Source organism: Granulicella sp. S190 (assembly GCF_009766095.1).
Taxonomy (GTDB): domain Bacteria; phylum Acidobacteriota; class Terriglobia; order Terriglobales; family Acidobacteriaceae; genus Edaphobacter.
In genome coordinates this window covers 111,370-131,755 of record NZ_LMUD01000014.1, presented here as the reverse complement: position 1 = coordinate 131,755, position 20,386 = coordinate 111,370, and the positions used below count along the sequence as shown (strand labels likewise).

At 56.0% G+C, this 20,386-nt stretch carries 16 protein-coding genes; 3 read left to right on the top strand and 13 right to left on the bottom strand.

The features are described 5' to 3' along the window. The first annotated feature begins 265 nt into the window (after positions 1-265). The gene (locus tag GSQ94_RS07030; RefSeq protein ID WP_158942872.1) at positions 266-448 is read left to right on the top strand and encodes a hypothetical protein; all 183 of its coding nucleotides are present in this window, start codon (positions 266-268) and stop codon (positions 446-448) included. A 77-nt stretch (positions 449-525) separates the two neighbouring features. Here the strand turns inward: GSQ94_RS07030 and GSQ94_RS07025 are convergent, their stop codons facing one another. Both GSQ94_RS07025 and GSQ94_RS07020 read right to left on the bottom strand, forming a co-directional pair. Then, positions 526-1,464: a nucleotidyl transferase AbiEii/AbiGii toxin family protein gene (locus tag GSQ94_RS07025; RefSeq protein ID WP_158942871.1), complete on the bottom strand. Its 939-nt coding sequence runs from the start codon at positions 1,462-1,464 to the stop codon at positions 526-528. Continuing rightward, positions 1,454-2,308 carry a type IV toxin-antitoxin system AbiEi family antitoxin gene (locus GSQ94_RS07020; RefSeq protein WP_158942870.1) on the bottom strand — a complete coding sequence of 285 codons (855 nt, stop codon included), beginning with the start codon at positions 2,306-2,308 and terminating at the stop codon, positions 1,454-1,456. Before GSQ94_RS07020 ends, GSQ94_RS07025 begins: the two co-directional genes overlap by 11 nt. Before the next feature lie 1,347 nt (positions 2,309-3,655). On the opposite strand from GSQ94_RS07020, the gene GSQ94_RS07015 reads away from it, so the two are divergent. Then, the gene (locus tag GSQ94_RS07015) at positions 3,656-4,156 is read left to right on the top strand and encodes a helix-turn-helix transcriptional regulator (RefSeq protein ID WP_158942869.1); all 501 of its coding nucleotides are present in this window, start codon (positions 3,656-3,658) and stop codon (positions 4,154-4,156) included. A 43-nt stretch (positions 4,157-4,199) separates the two neighbouring features. Here GSQ94_RS07015 and GSQ94_RS07010 read toward each other — a convergent pair whose 3' ends face one another. The 11 genes from GSQ94_RS07010 to GSQ94_RS06960 form a co-directional block, all read right to left on the bottom strand. Next, positions 4,200-6,371, bottom strand: a complete 2,172-nt coding sequence (locus GSQ94_RS07010; protein ID WP_254063707.1) for a family 16 glycoside hydrolase — start codon at positions 6,369-6,371, stop codon at positions 4,200-4,202. After that, positions 6,340-8,418, bottom strand: a complete 2,079-nt coding sequence (locus GSQ94_RS21695; RefSeq protein WP_305794714.1) for an ATP-dependent Clp protease ATP-binding subunit — start codon at positions 8,416-8,418, stop codon at positions 6,340-6,342. The genes GSQ94_RS07010 and GSQ94_RS21695 overlap by 32 nt, the downstream gene beginning before the upstream one ends. Before the next feature lie 569 nt (positions 8,419-8,987). Beyond that, on the bottom strand, positions 8,988-10,682 hold the full coding sequence (gene tssK / locus GSQ94_RS07000) for a type VI secretion system baseplate subunit TssK (protein WP_158942866.1): 1,695 nt from the start codon (positions 10,680-10,682) through the stop codon (positions 8,988-8,990). 44 nt (positions 10,683-10,726) lie between these two features. Then, positions 10,727-11,611 carry a type VI secretion system baseplate subunit TssG gene (locus GSQ94_RS06995; protein WP_158942865.1) on the bottom strand — a complete coding sequence of 295 codons (885 nt, stop codon included), beginning with the start codon at positions 11,609-11,611 and terminating at the stop codon, positions 10,727-10,729. A gap of 53 nt (positions 11,612-11,664) precedes the next feature. After that, positions 11,665-13,383, bottom strand: coding sequence for a hypothetical protein (locus GSQ94_RS06990; RefSeq protein WP_158942864.1), 1,719 nt, complete (start codon positions 13,381-13,383; stop codon positions 11,665-11,667). After that, positions 13,380-13,823, bottom strand: coding sequence for a hypothetical protein (locus tag GSQ94_RS06985; RefSeq protein WP_158942863.1), 444 nt, complete (start codon positions 13,821-13,823; stop codon positions 13,380-13,382). The genes GSQ94_RS06990 and GSQ94_RS06985 overlap by 4 nt, the downstream gene beginning before the upstream one ends. 115 nt (positions 13,824-13,938) lie before the next feature. Continuing rightward, on the bottom strand, positions 13,939-14,397 hold the full coding sequence (locus GSQ94_RS06980) for a hypothetical protein (RefSeq protein WP_158942862.1): 459 nt from the start codon (positions 14,395-14,397) through the stop codon (positions 13,939-13,941). A 139-nt stretch (positions 14,398-14,536) separates the two neighbouring features. Then, positions 14,537-15,880, bottom strand: a complete 1,344-nt coding sequence (locus GSQ94_RS06975) for a hypothetical protein (protein WP_158942861.1) — start codon at positions 15,878-15,880, stop codon at positions 14,537-14,539. Then, entirely contained in the window at positions 15,880-16,380 is a 501-nt protein-coding gene (locus GSQ94_RS06970) for a type VI secretion system contractile sheath small subunit (RefSeq protein WP_158942860.1), read from the bottom strand. The genes GSQ94_RS06975 and GSQ94_RS06970 overlap by 1 nt, the downstream gene beginning before the upstream one ends. 25 nt (positions 16,381-16,405) lie before the next feature. After that, the gene (locus GSQ94_RS06965) at positions 16,406-17,851 is read right to left on the bottom strand and encodes a vWA domain-containing protein (protein WP_158942859.1); all 1,446 of its coding nucleotides are present in this window, start codon (positions 17,849-17,851) and stop codon (positions 16,406-16,408) included. Positions 17,852-17,856: 5 nt separating this feature from the next. Beyond that, complete coding sequence (locus GSQ94_RS06960; RefSeq protein ID WP_158942858.1) at positions 17,857-18,888, bottom strand: FHA domain-containing protein; 1,032 nt, start codon at positions 18,886-18,888, stop codon at positions 17,857-17,859. A gap of 150 nt (positions 18,889-19,038) precedes the next feature. On the opposite strand from GSQ94_RS06960, the gene GSQ94_RS21790 reads away from it, so the two are divergent. Next, positions 19,039-19,923, top strand: coding sequence for a ThiF family adenylyltransferase (locus GSQ94_RS21790; protein WP_158942857.1), 885 nt, complete (start codon positions 19,039-19,041; stop codon positions 19,921-19,923). Positions 19,924-20,386 lie beyond the last annotated feature (463 nt).

Genomic DNA, 20,386 nt, shown 5'->3' with positions numbered 1-20,386 from the left:
TCTCGATTGCAGTTCAGACATGAGCGCGCACAGGTACGCGACTCGAATCTTCAGCGAGAGAGGAGCGAACTAGACTCTGAGAGTAGAAATGATCGAAGGGAGAAGCTTTGGAGGAGAGTGCTCCCGGCGTTGAAACCAACCGTTTGTTATGTCTTGAGGCGGGAAAAGATCAAGAGACGAAACCCAGACTGGAACGGCTACCAGTGGATGGACGGATACCGAATCCGACCTCAGAGCACTGTCGTGTACTGTCCCCGGAGTCTTCTTGCAGCAGTCGTGCGAAGCAGGCATCTCCATCTGCCCGCAATCGTTCTTCATCATGCGGCAGCAGGCGCGCTCTTCCGTCGTCATCTCCGCGTCAGGAGCCATGCACGCCATCGCTGGTGCCACAAAGGACACGAACAGCAGCAGGACAGCTCCGAACTGGCGGAAAGACTTCACTGCATAAAAGAATACGCTAACACCCAGAGCCGTCACAACGGGTGTTGCCGGAGAGATGGATATTTAGACCCTTACCGATGGAAGTTATCTTGCTTCAGTACGAGGTTCGGAGCCAGACAGCGTCGCATCGATACTTTGAAGTAATGCCTGATATTTCTCTGGGTTCTCGGTATGCAGTCGTTCCAGATTCATCAACTTCCATCGGATCGCCGGGAGATTGCGAATGTTCGGTGAGCTGATGAGATCCCAGTCCGGTTTGAGTGCATGAAATGAGCGCAGAAAGAGCTCCGAAGTTTCATCTAGGTGGGAGCGAATCTTAGCGATCAAGTGTTGTCGGGTTGAGAGGAGAGCGTCCAAGGAGGTTTCGTCAACCGTCATGCCGACAAACTCTCTGTCGAAGGCTTGCCGTATGTCCTTCAAGTGGGGTTGCAGGAGTTCGTGCGCTGGACGATTGTGGCTGAGAATGTAGATAAGGAATGTTTGGAAGAGGGTTTGGTCGATCCCTTCGTTCGCAAGCAGGTATTGGACGTCGAATAGGTCCCGAGGATGCTGGCGGTCGAGAGCGGCAACCAATTTCCCCGCATAAAGATCGGCAAACGAAACGACCTGGATTTCGGCAAAGCCGAATCGTTCCTCCACGATGGGACGGACAGTTTTCAACTCGACAGGATGGACTGTACCCCGAAGAACCGGAGTGACTTCGATCTTGATCTGGGCGCTTCTCTGACGAACAAGGATGAGGGTTCCGTCCGCGTTGGCGCTGTCGGTGACGACGCTATCAGGGATCGCTTTGCGAATCTTATGGGCAATACGACCCAGCGCAGATCGTATCCCGATAAGCGAGGTGTCTCGATCCTCAATCGGCAGATAAACCAGGTCAATGTCCACTGAGAGGCGGGGCAGATCTCGAACGAAAAGATTGATTGCTGTTCCGCCCTTGAGAGCAAAGCAAGTCTCGGTCGCCACATGTGGCAATACACGGACGAGAAGGGCTACCTGAGACTCGAAAACTTCACTGGGCATTGCTACTACCTCCACCAGTGAAAAGTTCTGTTGGTAGCGTGATCTGATAGCGCGAGTCGAAATGGCCTTGGGGAACCAATTGTCGCTTTCCTTTCCCGAGATCGACGGAAGACTGATCCAGATGTTTGAACCAGGCATGTCCATGCCTGTCCGCGTACCAGAGGAAGAGCCGCTTTACCTTCACACTCTTGCATTCCCGCAGGAGCTTCGCCAGCAGCTGAGGACGAAGATTGGCCAAACCTTCCATGACGACATCGACTTGATGAAAGCTTTCGTGGTGCGGGAGTTCATCCATCATCTCCAGGATCGCTCGTTCGGGAGCGGACATGGTCAACGACCATTCCCAGGGGCTCATGGATTCCGCATCCTTTATCGATCCTGATGCTTCACCAGAACGCAGATCGTAACGCCGCCCTTCAACGCCGGTATTGGAGTTTGCAAACAGTCCCGATGAGCGGGCTTCAAACTGAGCGGATATCGGCAGCTTGGCAATCCAGGATGGGAGGCCCGACCCGTACAAGTAAACTCGCGGAGTTTCGCCGGCTTCAACGTAATGAGCATAGCCAGACAGCTCGACTGCCGTCCGACCGCCTACGTGAAGTGGCTTGTGCAAGACCTGCTGGAGGGAGAGCACGACAACATCCCACCGCAGCGAGGCCTTGGTGAGTTGGCTTGGCCGCCGGTAGACGCGGGAACCTATTCTTTCGAGCCAACCCCGGTCCACATAGTCTCTTATCGATGAACGAGAGATCCCCTGGGCTTGGAGCCAGGCACTATCCGTCAAGAAGCCCTCCGGGAGGCTTTGGAGCATGCGGTTTAGCCGGGATGATCTATGTGCGTCCATGACGCACATATTCATACAAACATAAACCCAATGTCAAGTTCATAAAATCCCATCATTGTGCGCCTTGAACGCACATAAAGGCTATATTGCAAACCTTGATCGAAGGCGCCCTACCTGGAAATGGAGGTCTACAGGAGGACATCATGCCCTCCTCTCCCGTCCCTCGGTAATTGCGCAACAGGTCGTTGCCCAATTGCCGAGGTGGTCGAAACAGTGTTGAGCTGGCCCGCCACGACCCAGCTCAACGGCCCGGAGATTTGGTGTCAAATTGGTGTCAAAGACTGCCCAGAAGGCCGGTTTTGCCGGTTTTTCCGGTTTATAACTGATTATCCGTCAATAACTTAGCTTATCGGCAGTTCCATGGCATGGAAGAGGTCATCGGTTCGATCCCGATCAGGTCCACCAAACACCCCCCATCCATATCAATAGTTTAACTGTCAGCCCTCTGTGCCGGACTCTGTCACGATAGGTGCTAAAAGTGCTGAGGCGTTTTCTGGCTCTCCGGCAGCATCATCTAGACGACCTATGCATTGGCATCTCGTTTCTGTTGTGACACAGCGCGGGTGTAAATATCCCGCGTCGTTCTGGAGTTGGCGTGCTTGCGCCACTTTTACATCACCCCCCGCAGGTAACCTTTCCACCTTGAGTGTCGAGGAGTTAAATGGTTACCAACCATTCACCCTTTGTTGATCTCATATGGGTCTAACCCCTGTAATCTCGCGGTATTGGAAGAATGACTGTGTACCTGCGCCTTTTCGTTTGCAGATTTATCTGTCTTGGGGCCTTTTATTTACCGCTGGAGGTCCTTTCACTGTGTATGAATCACACTAGGCGAACATTAAAGACGGCATAAACATGACCGGATCTACGCAGCTGACATTTAAATCTAGCCCTTCAAGACTTGGTAACTTTGGTAACACAACCAACGAGGGGAGCCAGGGCACTCACCTCTCGCATTACCCACAAGCCGAAGCATCTGTCCGTATCATGGCGGTGCGCGATGGAGAGAGTAAGCCTCTTTACGACATAATCCCTGAGGGCTTAGTTTCACCTTCCCCCACACTGCTGATTGAGCGTCACAGCTTCCCTTCTACATCGTGGCAGACCATCGTGATCCCCCACCAGGTTATGACTCTCTCATTAGAGACCAGCACGGTGGAATGCGAGCTTGAGTGTGGCAAGTCTCAGTGCATCGTTCGGAAACAAGGAACAGTTACTATCGAGAAGCGTGACAGCCAACAGAGATTCAGGTGGTCCTCCTCTGCCTCCACACTCAGCGTGGAACTGGCGGACTCAGTAATTGACGCAGTCGCTGAGGGTGGACATCCGGTAGAAGAATCCGTGCCAGTGAGTGACGCAGCGAAAGATAGCAGGCTCTCGTCATTGCTGTATGCGCTCGAAAATGAGCGGCTCTGTGGTTATCCGAGTGGTCCGCTGTTCACCGATGCTATCGAACAAGCATTGGCTGCCATCGTTGTAAGTTATGAGGGAATCGCGCGGCGCCGGGTTCAGGTCTACAAAGGTGGGATGACACCGTACCAGATGAAGCGTGTCAATGATTTCGTGTCTTCAAACCTGACCAGTGCAATTACCCTCAAGGATCTGGCTGAGTGCGTAGGCCTGAGCGTCTCGCATTTCTGCAGCCTTTTCCGCAAGTCAACAGGCAGAACCCCGCATTATTTTGTGCTCGAGTCACGTATCACGCATGCAAAATCTCTGCTTGGCGGATCCAATCGCTCTCTTCTTGATGTCGCGCTCTCGTCCGGCTTCAGGACGCACCAGCATTTTTCCAGGATCTTCCGGCGAATCGTCGGCGTATCTCCGCGCGAATACCGATCCCGTCACTGAAAGGAGATTACAGGACTCGCACATCAACCGGGCGAGTCCTTCCTCAGCGCGTGCTGCTTCGTTCGAACTGTAACTTGAACGCAGCAGCACGCGCCAGGCTTAGGCGGTCGCCATCTCGCAACCGCGCTGCAACCCCAGGCGCGAGACGCTGGTTTTTCAGAAACGTTCCATTCGCACTATCCAAGTCAATGACATAACACGCGTTCCGACGCTTATGCACCTCACAATGAAAGCGTGAGACAAGTCGATCCGGGTCGCGCACGATTACCTCGTTCTTCTTGCTGCCATCCATGGCAACACCGCCGAGGTGCGTAATTTCCTGATTCAACAGATAGCGTTTGCCCTTCTCCGGTCCGTCGAGCGCTACAAGGTAGGCAACGATCACTTGCCGTCTTCGCCGCCAGAAGAAGATACCGGCGAAGATGACTGAGAGACCGCTGATTCCACCCAGCCCGACCCAGAGCATGATGCGATTCCGGGTCCGAGTCTCGATGATCGATTGCAGGTGATCGACCTCTTGCCCTCGAGCCCCCAGCCTCTGCGCATCGTTGAGCTTGTCTCGTGCCCGGCTGGTATTGCCACGTAGCAACGCATCCTGTGTCTCGAGAAGCAGCGCATCGCGACGGGTCGCATTCTCCTCGAGCTTGGCTGCAGAAGCGTGGCGCAATTCAATCCCGTGCTCTTTGAGCGCGTTTGAAGTATCAACCTCCGCTTGCGCCTTGTCCAGGCGCTCCTGCGCGGGCATGTCTGCAGGGTCGAGGACAAGAATCTGTTTATTGATCCGAATCGAATCTTCAGGGCTTGACGTATTGAGCGCCTCTGTCGTCAACGTCCGCACCTGAATCTCTCGAGCCTTCTCCTCAGGCGATTGCCCGGGCATGGCAGGAGGCCCCATCGGGGGGACTGGTGCGATGGCGGAAGTTGCTGCAGTAGTTGCCGCTGCAGTGGGCGCAGGGACTGGAGTGAGTGGCGGCGGTGGCTCGGGCCCCTTGGGCAGAGCGAGTGCCTCGACTTCACGCACATTCAGCGTGGCGTGTTCATTCAATATGCGGAACCCGAATGTACCTGCCGCAGACTGGTAGACGCCATCTGGTCGCGAGTCGTAATAATCCGTGACTAACTTACCGTTAATCCAGATACAGAGACGATGATTGCGGACATCGATTGTTCCATTGAAATACTGTCCGTCTGCAACCGCGACAGGCCGTGCCTTATCGAGCTGCACCAGGCTGCCCAGTCCGAAATGCTTTGCGTCTTGTGGCTCGTTCCCTTTAGCCATTTCCGTGCTGACCATATAGCCGGAATCTGTCTTCCCTGCTGCCCCTCGAAAGAAAAAACCACTTGCCGCCTGCTCTTCCTTACTGCCAGGTGAGGACTTCGCGGCGAACTGCAGGATGAAGTCGTCATAGGTCTGCGTAGATTCGAGCTGCCCCTCACCCCCTGCTCCGGAGATGGAGTTCTCTCCCGACCAGAGCACGCTCTTTGGAGGATTTGGCTTACTTGATAGGCCCGGGATCGGAAGCTTGAGTTTGGGCTTGCTTTCCGGGGCAGGGCGCGCGACCGCACGCCAGCCATCAAGATTGCTGCCGTTGTACACACGGTGGAGGTCAAGCGGCTTAAGCGTAGCGGAGCGCAACTCAAGACGGGTTCCATGCGGAGCGTCAAGTTCGAAGTAGCCTACGCGGTTTTTCTTGTTTGTCCAGTCAGCCGTTACATTTCCGTCGACGCTGGCGATGAGATGGGCTCCGTCAGCGCGCACCTCGTAAGTGTGCCACACCCCGGCAGCTAGGTTCGCACCAGAGCCTCTTGCCCCGGCGCCATTCACGCCATCAAGTGTGCCGTCGGCGAGTGACAGGCCGTAGCCGGGCTGGGACGGCTCGCTTTGTGGATCCGCTCGTAGCAGCAGGGTTGCCGGGCCTCCGACCACCCGTGCTTCCATTTTGAGATCGAAATCAGAAAAAGCAGCATCCATGCGCAGGCGCGAATCCAGTACAGCATCTGAGATAAGCGCCCCATTTGCGATTTGCCAGTTGCCTCCCTCTTGCGTCCAGCCGAAACGAGAGCTCCCGTCAAAAAGTTGGATCCATCCCTCACTTGCATTGCTCGAAGTAGAAGGCCCCCCGAATGCAAATGACAGGGAAGCTGCCGCCAACGAGAGAGACACGGCAGCACACAATGAACGTTTACAGACTTGCGAGAACGACTTGGGAGACATCAAACGTGAGCCCTGCTTCTTCTGTGTAATGGATAAGCAGCTTCTGTCCCTGTTCAATATCTCCTGCGATTAAAGCTGCCGCGAGCGGAGAGACAACGACCTGCTGCATGGTGCGTTCTACAGGTCTGGCGCCATATTCGGGATCGAACGAGAGAATGGACACATACTGCAGCGCTTCATCGCTCACAGTCAGTTCGATCTCGCGATCTTCGGCAAGCTTCTTGCCAAGCCTCTCGAAGGATTCACCTACGATACGGTTCAACTCAGCCTCATTAAGCGCATCAAACGGGACTACCTGCGAGATCCGGTTGTGAAACTCAGGCCGCAGCGCGGAGCGCACCATCTCGAGAATTACCGTCCGACGTGTTGCTGCATCTTCGCTAGCTGCCATCGCTTCACGTGCTCCGAGATTGGAAGTGAAGATAATGATCGAATTCGAGAAGTCACACAACCGGCCCTTCGCATCGGTTAATCGTCCTTCATCGAGTACGCTGAGTAGCAGGTCCAACACTTCGGGATGTGCCTTCTCTACTTCATCAAAGAGCACGATGGAGTATGGGCTGCGACGCACGCGCTCGGTAAGATAGCCACCTTCGTCGGAGCCAATAAGCCCGGCGCGGGAACCAATTAGCCCGCTTACCGAGCCACGCTCTTTGTACTCGCCCATGTCAATGCGAATCAACGCCGTCTCGTCATCGAAGAGAGCATCAGCGAGTACTTTGACAAGCTCCGTCTTGCCAGTCCCGGTCGGTCCAACAAACAGAAACGAGCTTGGCTTTCGCTTGGACTGTAGATCGGCGCGCATACGACGCACTGCATCCGCTACTGCGAGGACCGCCTCGGGCTGACCGAAGATGCGCCTTGAGAGTCGCTCCTCTAATTGCATGAGGCGCTCACGTTCGCTTTCCATGAGGCGATGAATCGGTATGCCCACCCGATCCGCGATGACTTCAGCAATATGCTCAGCAAGCACTTCCTCAGAGATCAAAGGATGGTTGCGCGCGGCCTCGGCTAATTGCTGCTCCAGATCAAGACGCTGTGTCTCAAGATGCTGCAGCACGCCATAACGAATCTCCGCAGCACGCGCCATATCGCCTTCCCCCTGCGCAGCTGCCAGCCTTGCGGTCTGTTCGTCGATCGCTTTCCGGGTGGCCTGCAACTGTATAGAAGCTTGGCTCTGTGAGGCCCACGTAGCGTTTAGTTCTGCGACCTGCATTTGCAGACCGGCAACCTCTTCGGCTAAAGCCGGACGCTGCTTCGCAGCGGGTGGTGTGCTCTCAAGCAGCAACGCTCTGTCCACAAGGCTTCGTTCCAGTTTATCGAGCTGCTTCGGTTTCGATTCTTTCTGCATACGGATTCTTGCCGATGCTTCATCGATAATGTCGATCGCTTTATCGGGCAGGAATCGTGAAGGCATGTACCGCCTTGAGAGCTTTACCGCCGCGTGCAGCGCTTCATCTGCTATTCGAACGCCGTGATACGCCTCATAGCGCGGCCGGACACCGCGCAGGATGACGAGCATGGCTTCATCTGTCGGCTCCTTCACGACCACAATGTCGAACCGTCTGGCCAGCGCCCCATCTTTCTCAATGCGTTCGCGGTATTCATCGAACGTCGTGGCACCGATGCAGCGCAACTCACCGCGTGCCAGGGCGGGCTTCAGTATATTCGCGGCGTCCATGCCCCCTTCATTCCCACCCGCACCAACCAGGGTGTGCAGTTCATCAAGAAAGAGAATGATTTCGCCGCGGCGTCTGCGGCACTCGTCGATCACAGCCTTGAGCCGTTCCTCAAACTCGCCCCGGTACTTGGACCCCGCAATCAGCGCAGCCAGATCAAGCGCTAGAACGCTACAGGCTTTGAGTGACTCAGGAACATCGCCTGCCGCAATGCGTAATGCCAGACCCTCGGCGATCGAAGTCTTACCGGTGCCAGGATCGCCCACGCATACCGGATTACTCTTGGTCTTGCGGAGCAGCGTCTGCACCACGCGGCGAATCTCCTCATCACGACCCACCACCGGCATTAACTCGCCGGCGCGGGCCATCGCTGTCAGATCCCGGGAATACTGCGCCAGCACCTTGCCAGCAGGAGTTGGCTTTGCTGCAGTTGCGCTTGCGGAGCTGTCTAATACGCAGTCGGCTAAAGCTCCGCGTGTTGCCTCAACCCTCCCCTGCGAAGAGGCGAGTGTCTCACGCGTAATGCCCGCTATGCGCAGCCCGGCGACCAAGTCTCGCTCGCCGCGAGCAACAAGAGCTTGCATGAAGTCGAGCGGCTCTGCTGTCTCCGCTCCGCGTGCTTCCATCTCAGTAAACGAATGTTCGATGAGCTCCCGCAGCGTCTTCGATGCAATAGGTCTACGACCTGTTTCGAATCCGGTACGCGGCAACCGGTTTATGCGCTCCACCAACATGGAAAGCAATGGGCTGAGCGCAGCACCAGTACGGGTCAGGTATGCTGCCTCTGCTGTCTCTCCGTCGAGCAGCACGAAGAGAAGATGCTCGGGCGAGATGCTCGCTTGCTTGCGCTCCTCTGCGAGCAGACGAGCATGATCGATCGAGGTTTCCAGATCCGGTGAAAGTTTGTCGAGTTGCATGGCCATGTATCTTCGATCCTTTATTCCAGACGCCTTCTACGTGGTGGAGCAACAGGCTCATCCGCCTGCTTCGGTTCCGGGGTCGAGTGGTCCGGCCGCGAGGACCATGAACCGCGTTGCCCCGTGACCTGTGGCTGGAGTGGAGGACGGAACGCTGGCTGACCCGACTCCTTCGCGGTCGACACGGGTTCGACTATTTCCTCTGCAGCGGATGCCTGCGCCGGTCTACGTTCCGGATCGTGCGATTCGCTTCCATGCTGCATGTCCTGCGCGTAAAAGCGATGCCGAATGAACAGCAGTACCATGCGCACGCTGAAGTGTGCAGGTACGGTAACACGCAGATCCGTCACCGTCGCGATGTCCGGCGCGTCGAAGTCGAACTCCACATTTCTCTGTCCGCCGAAGTGCGCCTGTGCAACCCCGTGAAGCGGCGGCCGTCGCGCGCCGCTGCCCTCATTGATACGAACCTCGACGGGCACTTGAAGGTCCGCAGCATACTCATGCTCCATCTCTGCGGTGAGAATGATTCGGTATTTCTCCCGACCTTCAAGGCGTACGTTGGCGAAGTAGAACGTCATCTGGTCGCCGAATCCCTGCAGGCGCGACGGCTTCGCTGCGAGCTTGTATAGGGCGCTCCCACCGCGGTCGAAGATAAAGTTCATGGTGTCTAACGTGCAACTAACACGAAAATCAATGTACTTGCCCTCCAGCGCGCGCTCAAGGGTCTGCAGGCTGCGAAGCGAATTTTGTATAAAGAGTACCTCTTCGCCGAGGTCATCTTCAGTTCTCCAGCGACGCGAGCTTTTCAGTAACTGCTTCTGCTGTTCGACCAACGGCACAAACTCCGTCTCGCCCGCGTTCTTCAGCGCATCAAAGTACTGCTGCACCGGCGGATTCAGATCGAGACTTACAGCCGCCCCCTGTAAAAACTTGCGAATACTACCAAAGAAATGCGCCGGGACCTGCACAGGATTCAGGCAGTCGTACAAGCAGGACTCGAGCGCGGGGATGACTCGTTTGACAAACTCTAGCGTGTCTAGATCGATGGCACCATCGATCCCACGCTCGCGGGCGAGTTCAATGTACTCCTGCATGGCGCGATGCAGTTCAACGAAGCGTGCTGACAGATACGAGAGTTGCTCGACGATCCGACGCCATGCCACCGACAGCTCGCTGAAGGCCGTGAGATTGGTACAGGGCGGGATAAATGCAGGATCCAGTTCGAAGGCGATGCCCCGCTGGGACCGGCGCAGCTTGGCTACTGCAATCGCCTGCTGTGCCTCTTCTCCATACGGCCGCAGGCTAAGCTGACAGGTGCGGACACGCTCTGTCTGCATCTGAGGGTTATGCTTATCCACTGAACCATCGAGCACCGTGTAGTGGTGCGGCGCGGCTATCACGTAGATGCGCGCCTCCTGCAGACCTTCCAATTCGGCCTTCTTGAAGTTGCGGTGGAGGGGTAAGTCGGGGGAGATCTCTACTGGAGTGCCACCCTGTGTCAGCCCGCGGCATTGAGTGATGGTGATGCTAAGCGTGTGCTCATCTTCAAAGAGGGTGACTATCGGATCGTGGCGTACCGCGCCGAACTCACTTTCCGACAGCCGCGGGCCACCGCCGATCAACCCGAAATCATGCTGTGCATAGCGCAGCATCCACAGCATCGTCGCATCGTAGAAGCGCTCCTGCCGAAGGAAGTGTTCAGGAGTGACTAGCATCCCGAATTCCCAATTAACTGCATTATGTCGAACATCTTGCGGGTTCATACTGAAGCTCCTCTGCCCAGGTGAAAATTGAGACCGATACGGCTGTTACTGGCAGCGACACCAAGGCGAGGCACTTCAGACTCATTCTCGACGAGCCAGCCAATCTGGTGTTGTTGATAGGCACTCAGGCAAAGATCGGTTGCCAGTTCTAAAAGTCGCCTGCCGTCAGGGGTCTGAAAAGACTCGTAAGTTACAAGTGTGACTGGCCCTAGTCGGACCGTGATCGCATCCGCATCCGCTTGACGATCGCCTAACAGCAGATCGGTACCAAGCCGACTCGCCTGCGCACCAAAGAGCGAACACTGGTTGGCTGGCAAGGATCTGTAATTGCTGGTGTTGCATATTTCGTAAACAGGCAGACCGAAGAGCATGAGAAAGGCGAGCTTTACACCGATTTGCCTCCCAGCAAAACGGACCAGCGTTGGCGCAAGCAGCGCGAGGGGATAGAGCAGTTCCTCGGGCCACAATGTTGGATCAATTCCAAAGAGCGAGAGCCAGCGGCGGCATGCTGCAGGCTTATCCGGCCCGATCGCGAAGAGAGGAGCACCTGCACGGAACCACTGTGCCGCCTTCTGCAAGGGATCGTCAAAGACTTGGCAGATCTCGCGTGTGCCCATCTCGGCCTCACCGCCCGACTCACGCATGGGCAGGGGCAACGCGGAGAAGAAGCCAAAGCCGGCGATGAATAAAACGATCCTCACCGACGAGATGAGCGGCGAGCCGGGCGGTGGCGATTGACTCACAATCTCGAGACTCGGCCGTCCAAGACCCGCCATTCGCAGTGTAACGCGCGATTCCGAGACGCCGAATGCATCAAGCACGCGCATCGCCGAATCAACAGTGTGCGTGAAAGTGCTGGTGCTTTGCGCAAAGTTCGGCATAAGGGGTGCCTTAGCAGATTCGCTCATCGTCTGCAGGGTAGGTGACGCCTCGCTCACGACCATGCGACCTCCACCCGTACATCGACGTCCAACGGCACCCGGTCAGCGAGATAGCTCTCCAGATCAACGATCAGGATGCGTTTCTCTTCTTCAGGATCGGCGAAGCGTTCACGCAATGCAGTGACGGTAATCTGGTGCAATCGGCGCAACTGGCCGCGCGGACCACGAGCTAGTGTCGGCGCTACACCTACGCCCGTGATGCGGCGATCAAAAGAGCGTAGCGCGAGTTCAAGATCGGCGCGTGTAATAAGACGCTGGCGAGAAAGGAGCGCCTCGGAGAAGCGCTGCTGGGCGGCATCTGCACTCTCTCCATTTGAGCCACCGGCTGCAGTCGTGATATTTTCAACCGTCACATTCCTTGCTGGGGCTCCCTTCGCGAAGCTGTGCAGACGGGTGGCACTCATCTGGTTTCCAGCCCTGCCTGCGGTCATCCACAGGCGCACATTAGCGACTGTTTCATCGCTGCCATTCGCCATCTTGCCGGGGAGAAGCGTCAGGTAACCTTGGTTCAAACGATAGCGCCCTTGCCCAGGCGTAAAGGACGGATGAAACTCTGGAAGATAGGAAATCCCACTCTCCCCTGTAATCGCAAGGGGAGCAACGAGAAGAGAATGACCGCCTGTCTCAACGCTGACCGGGATCGTGGTACCGTGTTCCGCAAATCGAACTGTCTGGTTCAAACACCCTACATTGGAAGCGCTCTGCGCGTGCAGGTGCACAGCGGTGAGTGCGGCGTGAAGGGGTTCGACGCGCGCATCAAGCTGTATACGCAACCACGCGCGCGGCCTTATAAAAAGTGCGGGCCGCTCAAAAATGGAGCGCAATGGTTTCTCGAGTCCTACTGGAGACTCACATAGAAATCGGCGATCGGCAGGAACACTTGGGAGAACAAAACATTTGCCGCGCCAGAAGCCGCCAGCCAGTCTGGGGCGTTCAACTTCCGAATCCTTCTCGGTGATCAAATCGGCCGCTTCCTGCAACCACCTGAGGCTCTGCTGGCCGCCATGCGATGCGGAAGGTCGGAGCACACCACATGCGCCGAACCTGCCTTCGTTCGAGGCCAGACACCAGTTGTCACGCTCCAGCTGCGCATTCAGCAGCGTAGCTTCGAAGCTGGTCTGCAGAAAGATGCCATGTCCGGAAAGATAAGCAGGGCCGAGATTCTCAAGCGCTATATAGATGGCCGGATAAACTCCCAGATCTACAGAGACTGCGTCATAGGTCGGCTCGGCGCGTAAGGTTTCTTCGGGGAGGTGCATGCCGCTGAGCAGTCGCAGAGAACCCTGCCTCCGGGGTCCACGTTGCCCGTTCCCTTGCTCGCTCTCATACACAAACACGGCAGCAACCCGTGCGGAAGAAATAGAGATTCCGTAGTCCGTTGTAAAGCTCATACGACCGCCGTTGTCGGGCTCCCCGGTAAGCTCCGTGGCGGCTGCAATGTACGCAGGCTCGCCGAGGCACGCGTAGCGGACGATAGCCTGTGCAGGATGCGCGTAGGGGCGATCGAATCCAAGCCCTTCGAGAAGCTCGTGCAGCAGCGCGGTCCTGAGCTTGTCAGTATCAGAGGACATCGCGTGAATCTGCGAGGAGAGAGTCCGGAACAAGACTGCGAGTACAGGATCTATCAGCGTGGACTCGATCCCGTACTCACGTAGATAGCGGCGAAAGTCATCCCGGAGTTTCAGATCGATTTCAGCAGCGCTCGAGTTCATAGGCTGTATCCGTATGCGCGGTCGCTGCTTCTTTCACGCACCGTGAGCGTCACGCCATAAGCTTCCATGCTCTGATTCAGCCAGCGAGCACGCTCGAAGCCTTGCAACTCTTTCGGCGGCCCTTCAAGGGCAAGCGAATCGACACAGTAATCCCTCAGGTCGAGCCCCACCATAACGGTATTAATATTCTTCACAGTGGTGTCGATCAAGCGGGTTCGCTGCTCTTCCGACAGTCCGTCCTTGAGAACATCGTGAAAGAACTCCCGGAAACCGAAGTGTTGATCTCCAGGCCAGGAACCACATGGCGTTCGCGCCATGATCCAGAGCAGCGTAAGGTATGACTCTCGCGCATCTGTCTTCTGCAATTGTGCCTGTTGCAGGCGTAAAGGGAATGCAATCGGCAGGCTGTAGAGATGATCTGGAGATGGCTTTGTAATCAAGGATAATGCTCCTTACCTGCGAAGAACGATTCCACTGACACGACAATGGGCCTTTACGAACAGAAAGCGACACGCCCGGCGCACTGGTTTGGACACCGGGCTTGTCCGGAAAAGATTAATTACCCATGGTGATCTCTTTGAAGTTCTGCTGGTTCATTGCCGGCTCAAGTTCAAGCGTCAGCAGATGGTTCACGGTCGAATACTGGCTCGAATCGACACTCCCATCCGGAGCCGAAGCGGGGAGTGGATTGCCGGTTTCAAAGCGGCTGATCCAACCCTTGAACTTATAGCTGCAAAGGGCGTCCTTCTTGGCGTCGTCCTTCCAGTACTCAATCTTCATATCGACGATTTTGTCGCGTGTCACCACGTTCGCAAGCGTAAAGAGCTGCTGGAGTATGCCGTTCGAAATATTTACATCATCGTGAAAGTCGGCGTAGACCTTGATCGCGGTTGAAAGCGTACCCATCTCAGGCATACCCGCGCGATCCTTTAATGTTGCAAAGCGTACGCTGCTCGCCAGAGCATCAAACTTATTACCGTTGATCGTGATCGTGCTGCGTAGTGGACTAGACATATGAACCGCTCTCCTTTTTATTTCCTTTCGCTGTGGTGCGTTTAGTTGAATGCTCGTACGCCTTTGCAGCGAGCGCCTGATGAACCTGAGAATGCGATCGAGCCACATGTCAGATTTCCGGATCTCTCCTGCGTGCACATTACCCGATCTCCTTCTCCTGCTTTGCCCCCTCGGGAGTGAAATCAGGTGTGTCAATCTTGAGACGGAATGTCTCACCTGGTCCCGTAGGAACAATCTCTAACTTGAGATCACAGATACCCTGCATTCGCTTAGAGGCATCGCGATCGATCTCCAGTTTGAAATCAATGAGTGTACCCGCATCCACCTGCTCCTGCAGCATCCGTGCAATCGGGCGTTCGATAGCTTCATCGATAAAGTCGCGTGTGAGCACTTGACCGGCAACCTGCAAAAGATGATGCCTGCAGCAGCGCTCGATGTAGCGGATGATGCGATAAGAAGTAAAGAACTTGTACACGCCGTAAGGATCGTCGGCAAGAGTTCTGCAGCCGAAGAAGCACAGCTTGTTATCTGCATCGCGGATAATCGGGATCAGCTGCCGTTCCATGCTGATGTGTTCCATCTCGCTGATCAGCGGTTCAATGCGTGACCTTTCAGACCCTGTAATCTGCCCGAAGCGTGAACCAACGGGACCCTGCGCCATGCCCGCACTGTCGTCAGTACGCGCCACTGCGCCGGCAAATGCAAGCGAGGGGGGACCATACAGATCGTCTCCGCCGTCAAGGGTGCGCTCAAACCAGTACTTGGGTCTCAACTGCAGATATCCCATCACTACTACGTCAGCAGCGGCACGATCCTCTGGACGCTTGAGAAACTCGTACTTGCCGCCGGGCCGGAAGTTGCGTTCTACATTCTGAAAAGACTTCTCGTCATCAATATCCGTGATTAGCAGTATGCCCCATTGATTCGCGATGTTCTCGAGGCGTTCGCGTACTGTCTGACTGATCATGCCCGGTATGACCAGGTTGCAGATATCATCCCGGAAGTTGAAATTGTCATTGCGCTTCTTACAGAAGTTTTCGACTGCCGCAATCGTCATGCTGAATACACCCTTGATTTCGCGCGGGTCCGCATTCCAGACAAACAGTTCAATAGGCTTTCTCTGCTTGCCGTCATATACCTTGGTGTTTTCAAAGAAGATTTGGAGCTCGCGATAACTTCTTTCGATCGGTCGCACCTGTTCAAAGACTTGCTCGAGCAATTCATCGCGCATGCCCTCTGCCCGATCGATCTGCGCCTGCAGCTTCTTCAGCGTCTCCTCGAAGCTGTCCTGCTCGCTCAACATAGCGGTAATGTCAGAAATCTGAAGAAGAAACTCATTCGCGCTCTTCGGGGAAAAAATGGACTCCATCGAGCGGCTCTCATCGATAAGCCCGGGATGCAGGTCTGCGAATATCTCGAGCATGACGTCGCGCGCCGGTGACTCACCCAGAATTTCGCTGGTGGTTCTTGTAAGCGTTTCCATTACTTGTCCCCCTCTACAACCTTTTCGAGTTCACTGCGCAGCTGCCCCAATGCGGCGATAATCTGCTTGCGCTCCTCTTCGCTGCCCCATGCCCGACGAACAGCGGGTAGCTTCCAGCGATCCTTGAGCCGGTACATCAGATCAATGTTGTTCTTCAGGTCTGCCAGATCATTGCGCAGATAGGTGACCGAACCATCTTCCGCGCGGACTTCCTGGCGGGTCATGATGTTCGACGGCTCGAAATCCTTGATGCTGTCGAAGCGCAAGTCCGCTTCGAATTGAATGCCATCCGCTTCAGTCCTTCCACTGAATTTGATCTGCGGCTTGAACTTCGTAAACGCATCCTGAAGTGATTCCACCATCGTTGGCTCTTCAGTTTCGCTATGCACTTCCCGGTTCACGCGCTCGCGTGTCATCGGCATGGTGACAGCACAAGTGCTTGTTGGCACCTTTCGAACAGCCGGGCGTACATTCTGGCGCTTCACTTCAATGATCGGCATAGAACTATCTCCTCGTGTTTCGTTCTCAGCTCAGGCGTGTCTTAGTAGATTCAAAATCTGCCATCGGTTGCACAATGGTGTTCTCCCTGGGGTCGCGTACCGGCGCACGTACACCACGGCCGCCAGGTTCAAAGCCTGGCGGCGCTGCTCGATAAGCGAGCGGGCTCTCCTGCTGCAACGTCATTTCTGATCCTGGCCAATACTCTGGCCGCAAAGGCCTCGCCGTGCGGTGATCGTAGCGATCCAGCCATATAAGTCGCGGCAGACCAAACCAAAGGACTGCCAGTAGCGCGGCAAATCCTAAGAAGACCAAAATGGGTCGCGCAATGAGCCACGCAGAATCTTCGCCTATATGGACGCTCGCGAGATACGCCCGTTGTTCAGTCTCGGTCGACTCGCCGTCGAACGATGGCGTAGCAACTGGAGGAGCGATCCAGAGAGCAGGCCGGTTCTCGACCAGTATCACTTCGTCCGCCAGCGTCATCTTTATGCGAAAGCGAATCACTCGACCCGCAAGCAAGGTACGGGAAGCGAGCGACCGCGGGGCCTTGACCATGACAGTAACTCCGCCTACTTGCTCTGCCTGCGGCAGTTGAAAAGCTTTGCGCAGCGAGTTAATGTCGAAGGTGATCAACGGCGGCTGCGTGCCAAGTCTGGCCATCGACACCTCGTCGATAGAATGCTCGTCCCCGAGCCCGATGGGAAGCACATCGACACCAGATTTTTCTACCGCAATCGCAGCCGCATTCAAGCCATCAACCCCTGTCAATAAACCGGTGTCGTCGCCAATTTGAGGATGCACATCGTTTGTGCCGTCGGTAAGTACGATCAGACGGGCCTGGTCGCCGCCATGCCGCTGTTGTGCCAGCGCGCCGACAGCGGCTGCTACTGCTGAATACAATGCAGTATTGTTGTTCGGCTCCGGGCGTGGCAACGCATCCAGTTGCGCCTGCGCTTCGGCGCGCGTGCTCACAAAATGGGCCGATGCGATAGTCTCCTCCAGGTTGCGACTGGCGAAGGGAATAACCGCTACGTGATCTTTACCATCCGAAAATCCTTGCAGATAAGCGGCCGCCGCACTTCTTGCCGCGTCGAAGCGCGTCTGCCCGTCGATATCCTTAGTCAGCATGCTCCCACTCACATCAAGAAGCAGTATGGCTGTCTGCGGTCGGCGCGCGGGGACCTGCACGCCGCCTGCAGTTGGCGCTGCATAGAAGGGATAAATGGATTGACCATCGGCCTGAACTTCAATCCTCTGCACAAGTTCCCGCGCAGGAGGAAGCGGCACAGCAGAGGACTTGTTACCGGCGTCAAGGAAACCGAAGTTCAAGCGGAAGCAGAGCTCTGCACCCGCAGGTTCGCATTCAACCAGCGCTGGCTTGGCGAGAAAGTCAAGCGAGACAGCCGGACCCTGTGCCCCTAAGAGGGACGAGAGACCTGCGACTGCTATAAGTGCGAGTGACCGGCACATTCTCTTCACTGTGATCGCTCCGGCTTCTGCTTCGCGAGGAACATCAGCGTGGTGCGCCCAAGCACAATAAGACTCTGATCCTGCAGTTCACGTGGCGTGGTAATAGATCGATTTTGAACCTTGAGCACAAAGCGTCGAAGGCCGGCCTCGGACATCACATCCGGATGTCGCGTGATGAAGAACCGCCCATCTTTGCTGTAGATACGGGCATGCCGCGGAGCTACCGAGGCATCAGGCAGGTAGATATCTACCTCGCGTCCGTAACGTGACTTGGAGAGGTCCGCGCTCTGGCTACCGACGATATAACTGTCGCCATCCTGGACCGTCCATTCTTTCTTGCCCAGTTTCCCGATGGCACGCGCATCGCCACTATTTATAAACCTGAGCGCGGCACTGCGAAGGAATACGGGCGCGAAAGCAATACCAAAACTGATGCCGGCTCCTGTAAGCACGAAGGCCAGAGCCTGCGAAATATCAGGCAGCCATTGGCTCAAAGTAGCAAAGGTTACTCCGCCCAGAAAGCCACCGCACATGCCGCCTATCATGCCGTGCGCAACGCGTGCACGATTCACTGCTAGCCAGCGTGCGCCGAGCCCTGCGCCGATCAATGCACCACTTACCATCCAACCCATCACAACGCCCAACGGCAACGCGGCTGGCAGAGCCGCACGAAGCGGCAAATGCAAAGCACCCGATACAGTGCCGGCACAGAAACCTACCAGCGCGCCCATCGCTACCCAGCGAATCTGCACGCGGTTGCCGGCCCATTTCTCATCGAAGACGACGATGAACCCGCCGATGGAACCGCCGAGTAAGGCAGCCGCAGTCACCACAGACGCCCAGGGAGCTATCCCCGCAGGGAGCAACATGACTATCAGCCCTTGGCTCGCCCACGCGAACAGCCCAGCTAATCCACCCGCCAGCGACATGAAATATAGGAGTTGATTGATATTCATCAGAAAGCGCTGTGATAGAGCAGTATCAGCATGCGGCCATGAATTGATTGTTTCCGGTTCCGGCGGAAACGATGTGTCCATTTCTCTGATTACTGACCCAATCTGCGGGCAAAGTTATAGCTCTGGCGATGTCGCAGGTTAATTCGGGCGACCCGCTTCACGTGAGGGCAGATGCAGGATGCACACTTTGTATACTGAGCCTGTCTCGTTGTTCATGGAGTATCCCTGTTGATGCGAAGAGTCATGCTTGTGGGAATCGGCGCACTCGGTTCCGAGCTTGCGATCAAGCTTGGTCTGCTGGGATGTGAACAGGTTTTTATCGCTGACGCAGACTTACTTGAAGAGAAGAACATCTGCCGGTCTGAACTGTGGTCCGATACTGTTCCTGGCATGCCAAAGGTGATTACGGCCCTCCCCTGTCTTCGTGCTCGCTTCCCCGCGACGAGGTGGGAAGGAGCGTCGGTCGAGATCGCAGATGTGGATCCCGTGCGCTTTGCGGAGTCTGACATTCTCTTCAGCTGCGTGGATACTGATCTGGCCCGCACAGAGATTGCAGCTATAGCCGGCCACTACGTGTTGCCAGTCTGTGACGCTGGAGTAGGCGGTACCAGTACACAGCTGGGAAGGGTCTCCTGGTTTCCCCATGAGAGATCTGCAGCCTGCTTCGCGTGCCTGCTTAGCAGCCGACGAAGAGCTTCTTTATTGAGCGCCTGGGAATCGGATGTACACGCCTGCTGGTCTGAGGAAACGGAGGAGCGAAGCAGTTGGACGAGCGCGGCCAGGATGACTTCTCTCGTATCCTCTTTGCAGATAGACGTGGCGGTCTCAACCAGCACTAGCAAATGTGATGCTTTCTCTATACATCTTGACTTAGACCGCCAGGAGATCGCGGAGAAGATACGCCACTCCCGCAGTGATGTATGCCCGTTACACGATGAGTTATCGGGAGAATTATTCCCTGTCTGCACACGCGCTGCGTGCATAGCGTGCGGGGCGCAGTTCTTTCCACAGCGAAGGGTGGGGTGGGTCAGGCGCTGGGGAAGTTGTCCCGCCTGCGGCGCCGGTTCGCTGCTAATCAAGGAGAGTCGACACGATTTTGCGGAGAGCGCGGTATGACAGAGTTACGGAAGCACGTTCTGCTTATATCTCTTGGGTTGCTCGCTGCCGCATTACAGTTAGTGGCTATCCGCTGGCATGTGGAAGGATGTTTTGTCGGGGCACTCCTTGCAGGAACACTCATTTACCTGGGAGAGCGGATTCTTTCGCTTCAGGTAATTAGCATCGGGCTTTCGCCGCTCGTCGCAGGTTTCGCCAGCCTGCTTGGTCTCGGATCCGGACTAGCCGGAAGCGAGACTGCTCTGCCGCACGTCGTTTGGCTTGCACCGGTGTTGGCAATCCTTCCTGCAGGGAGCCCGGCATTGTTTGCAGCTGTGCGCAGTGACCGCTGTCAGATCTGCCGGAAGTCTGTACGCCTTCTGCTCTCCTTTTCATGCCCGCGCTGCCACATGCTCTCCTGTGAGAACTGCTGGGAGTTCGAAAAGGACAGGTGCAGACTCTGCGAGACAAATCAGATCCTCCT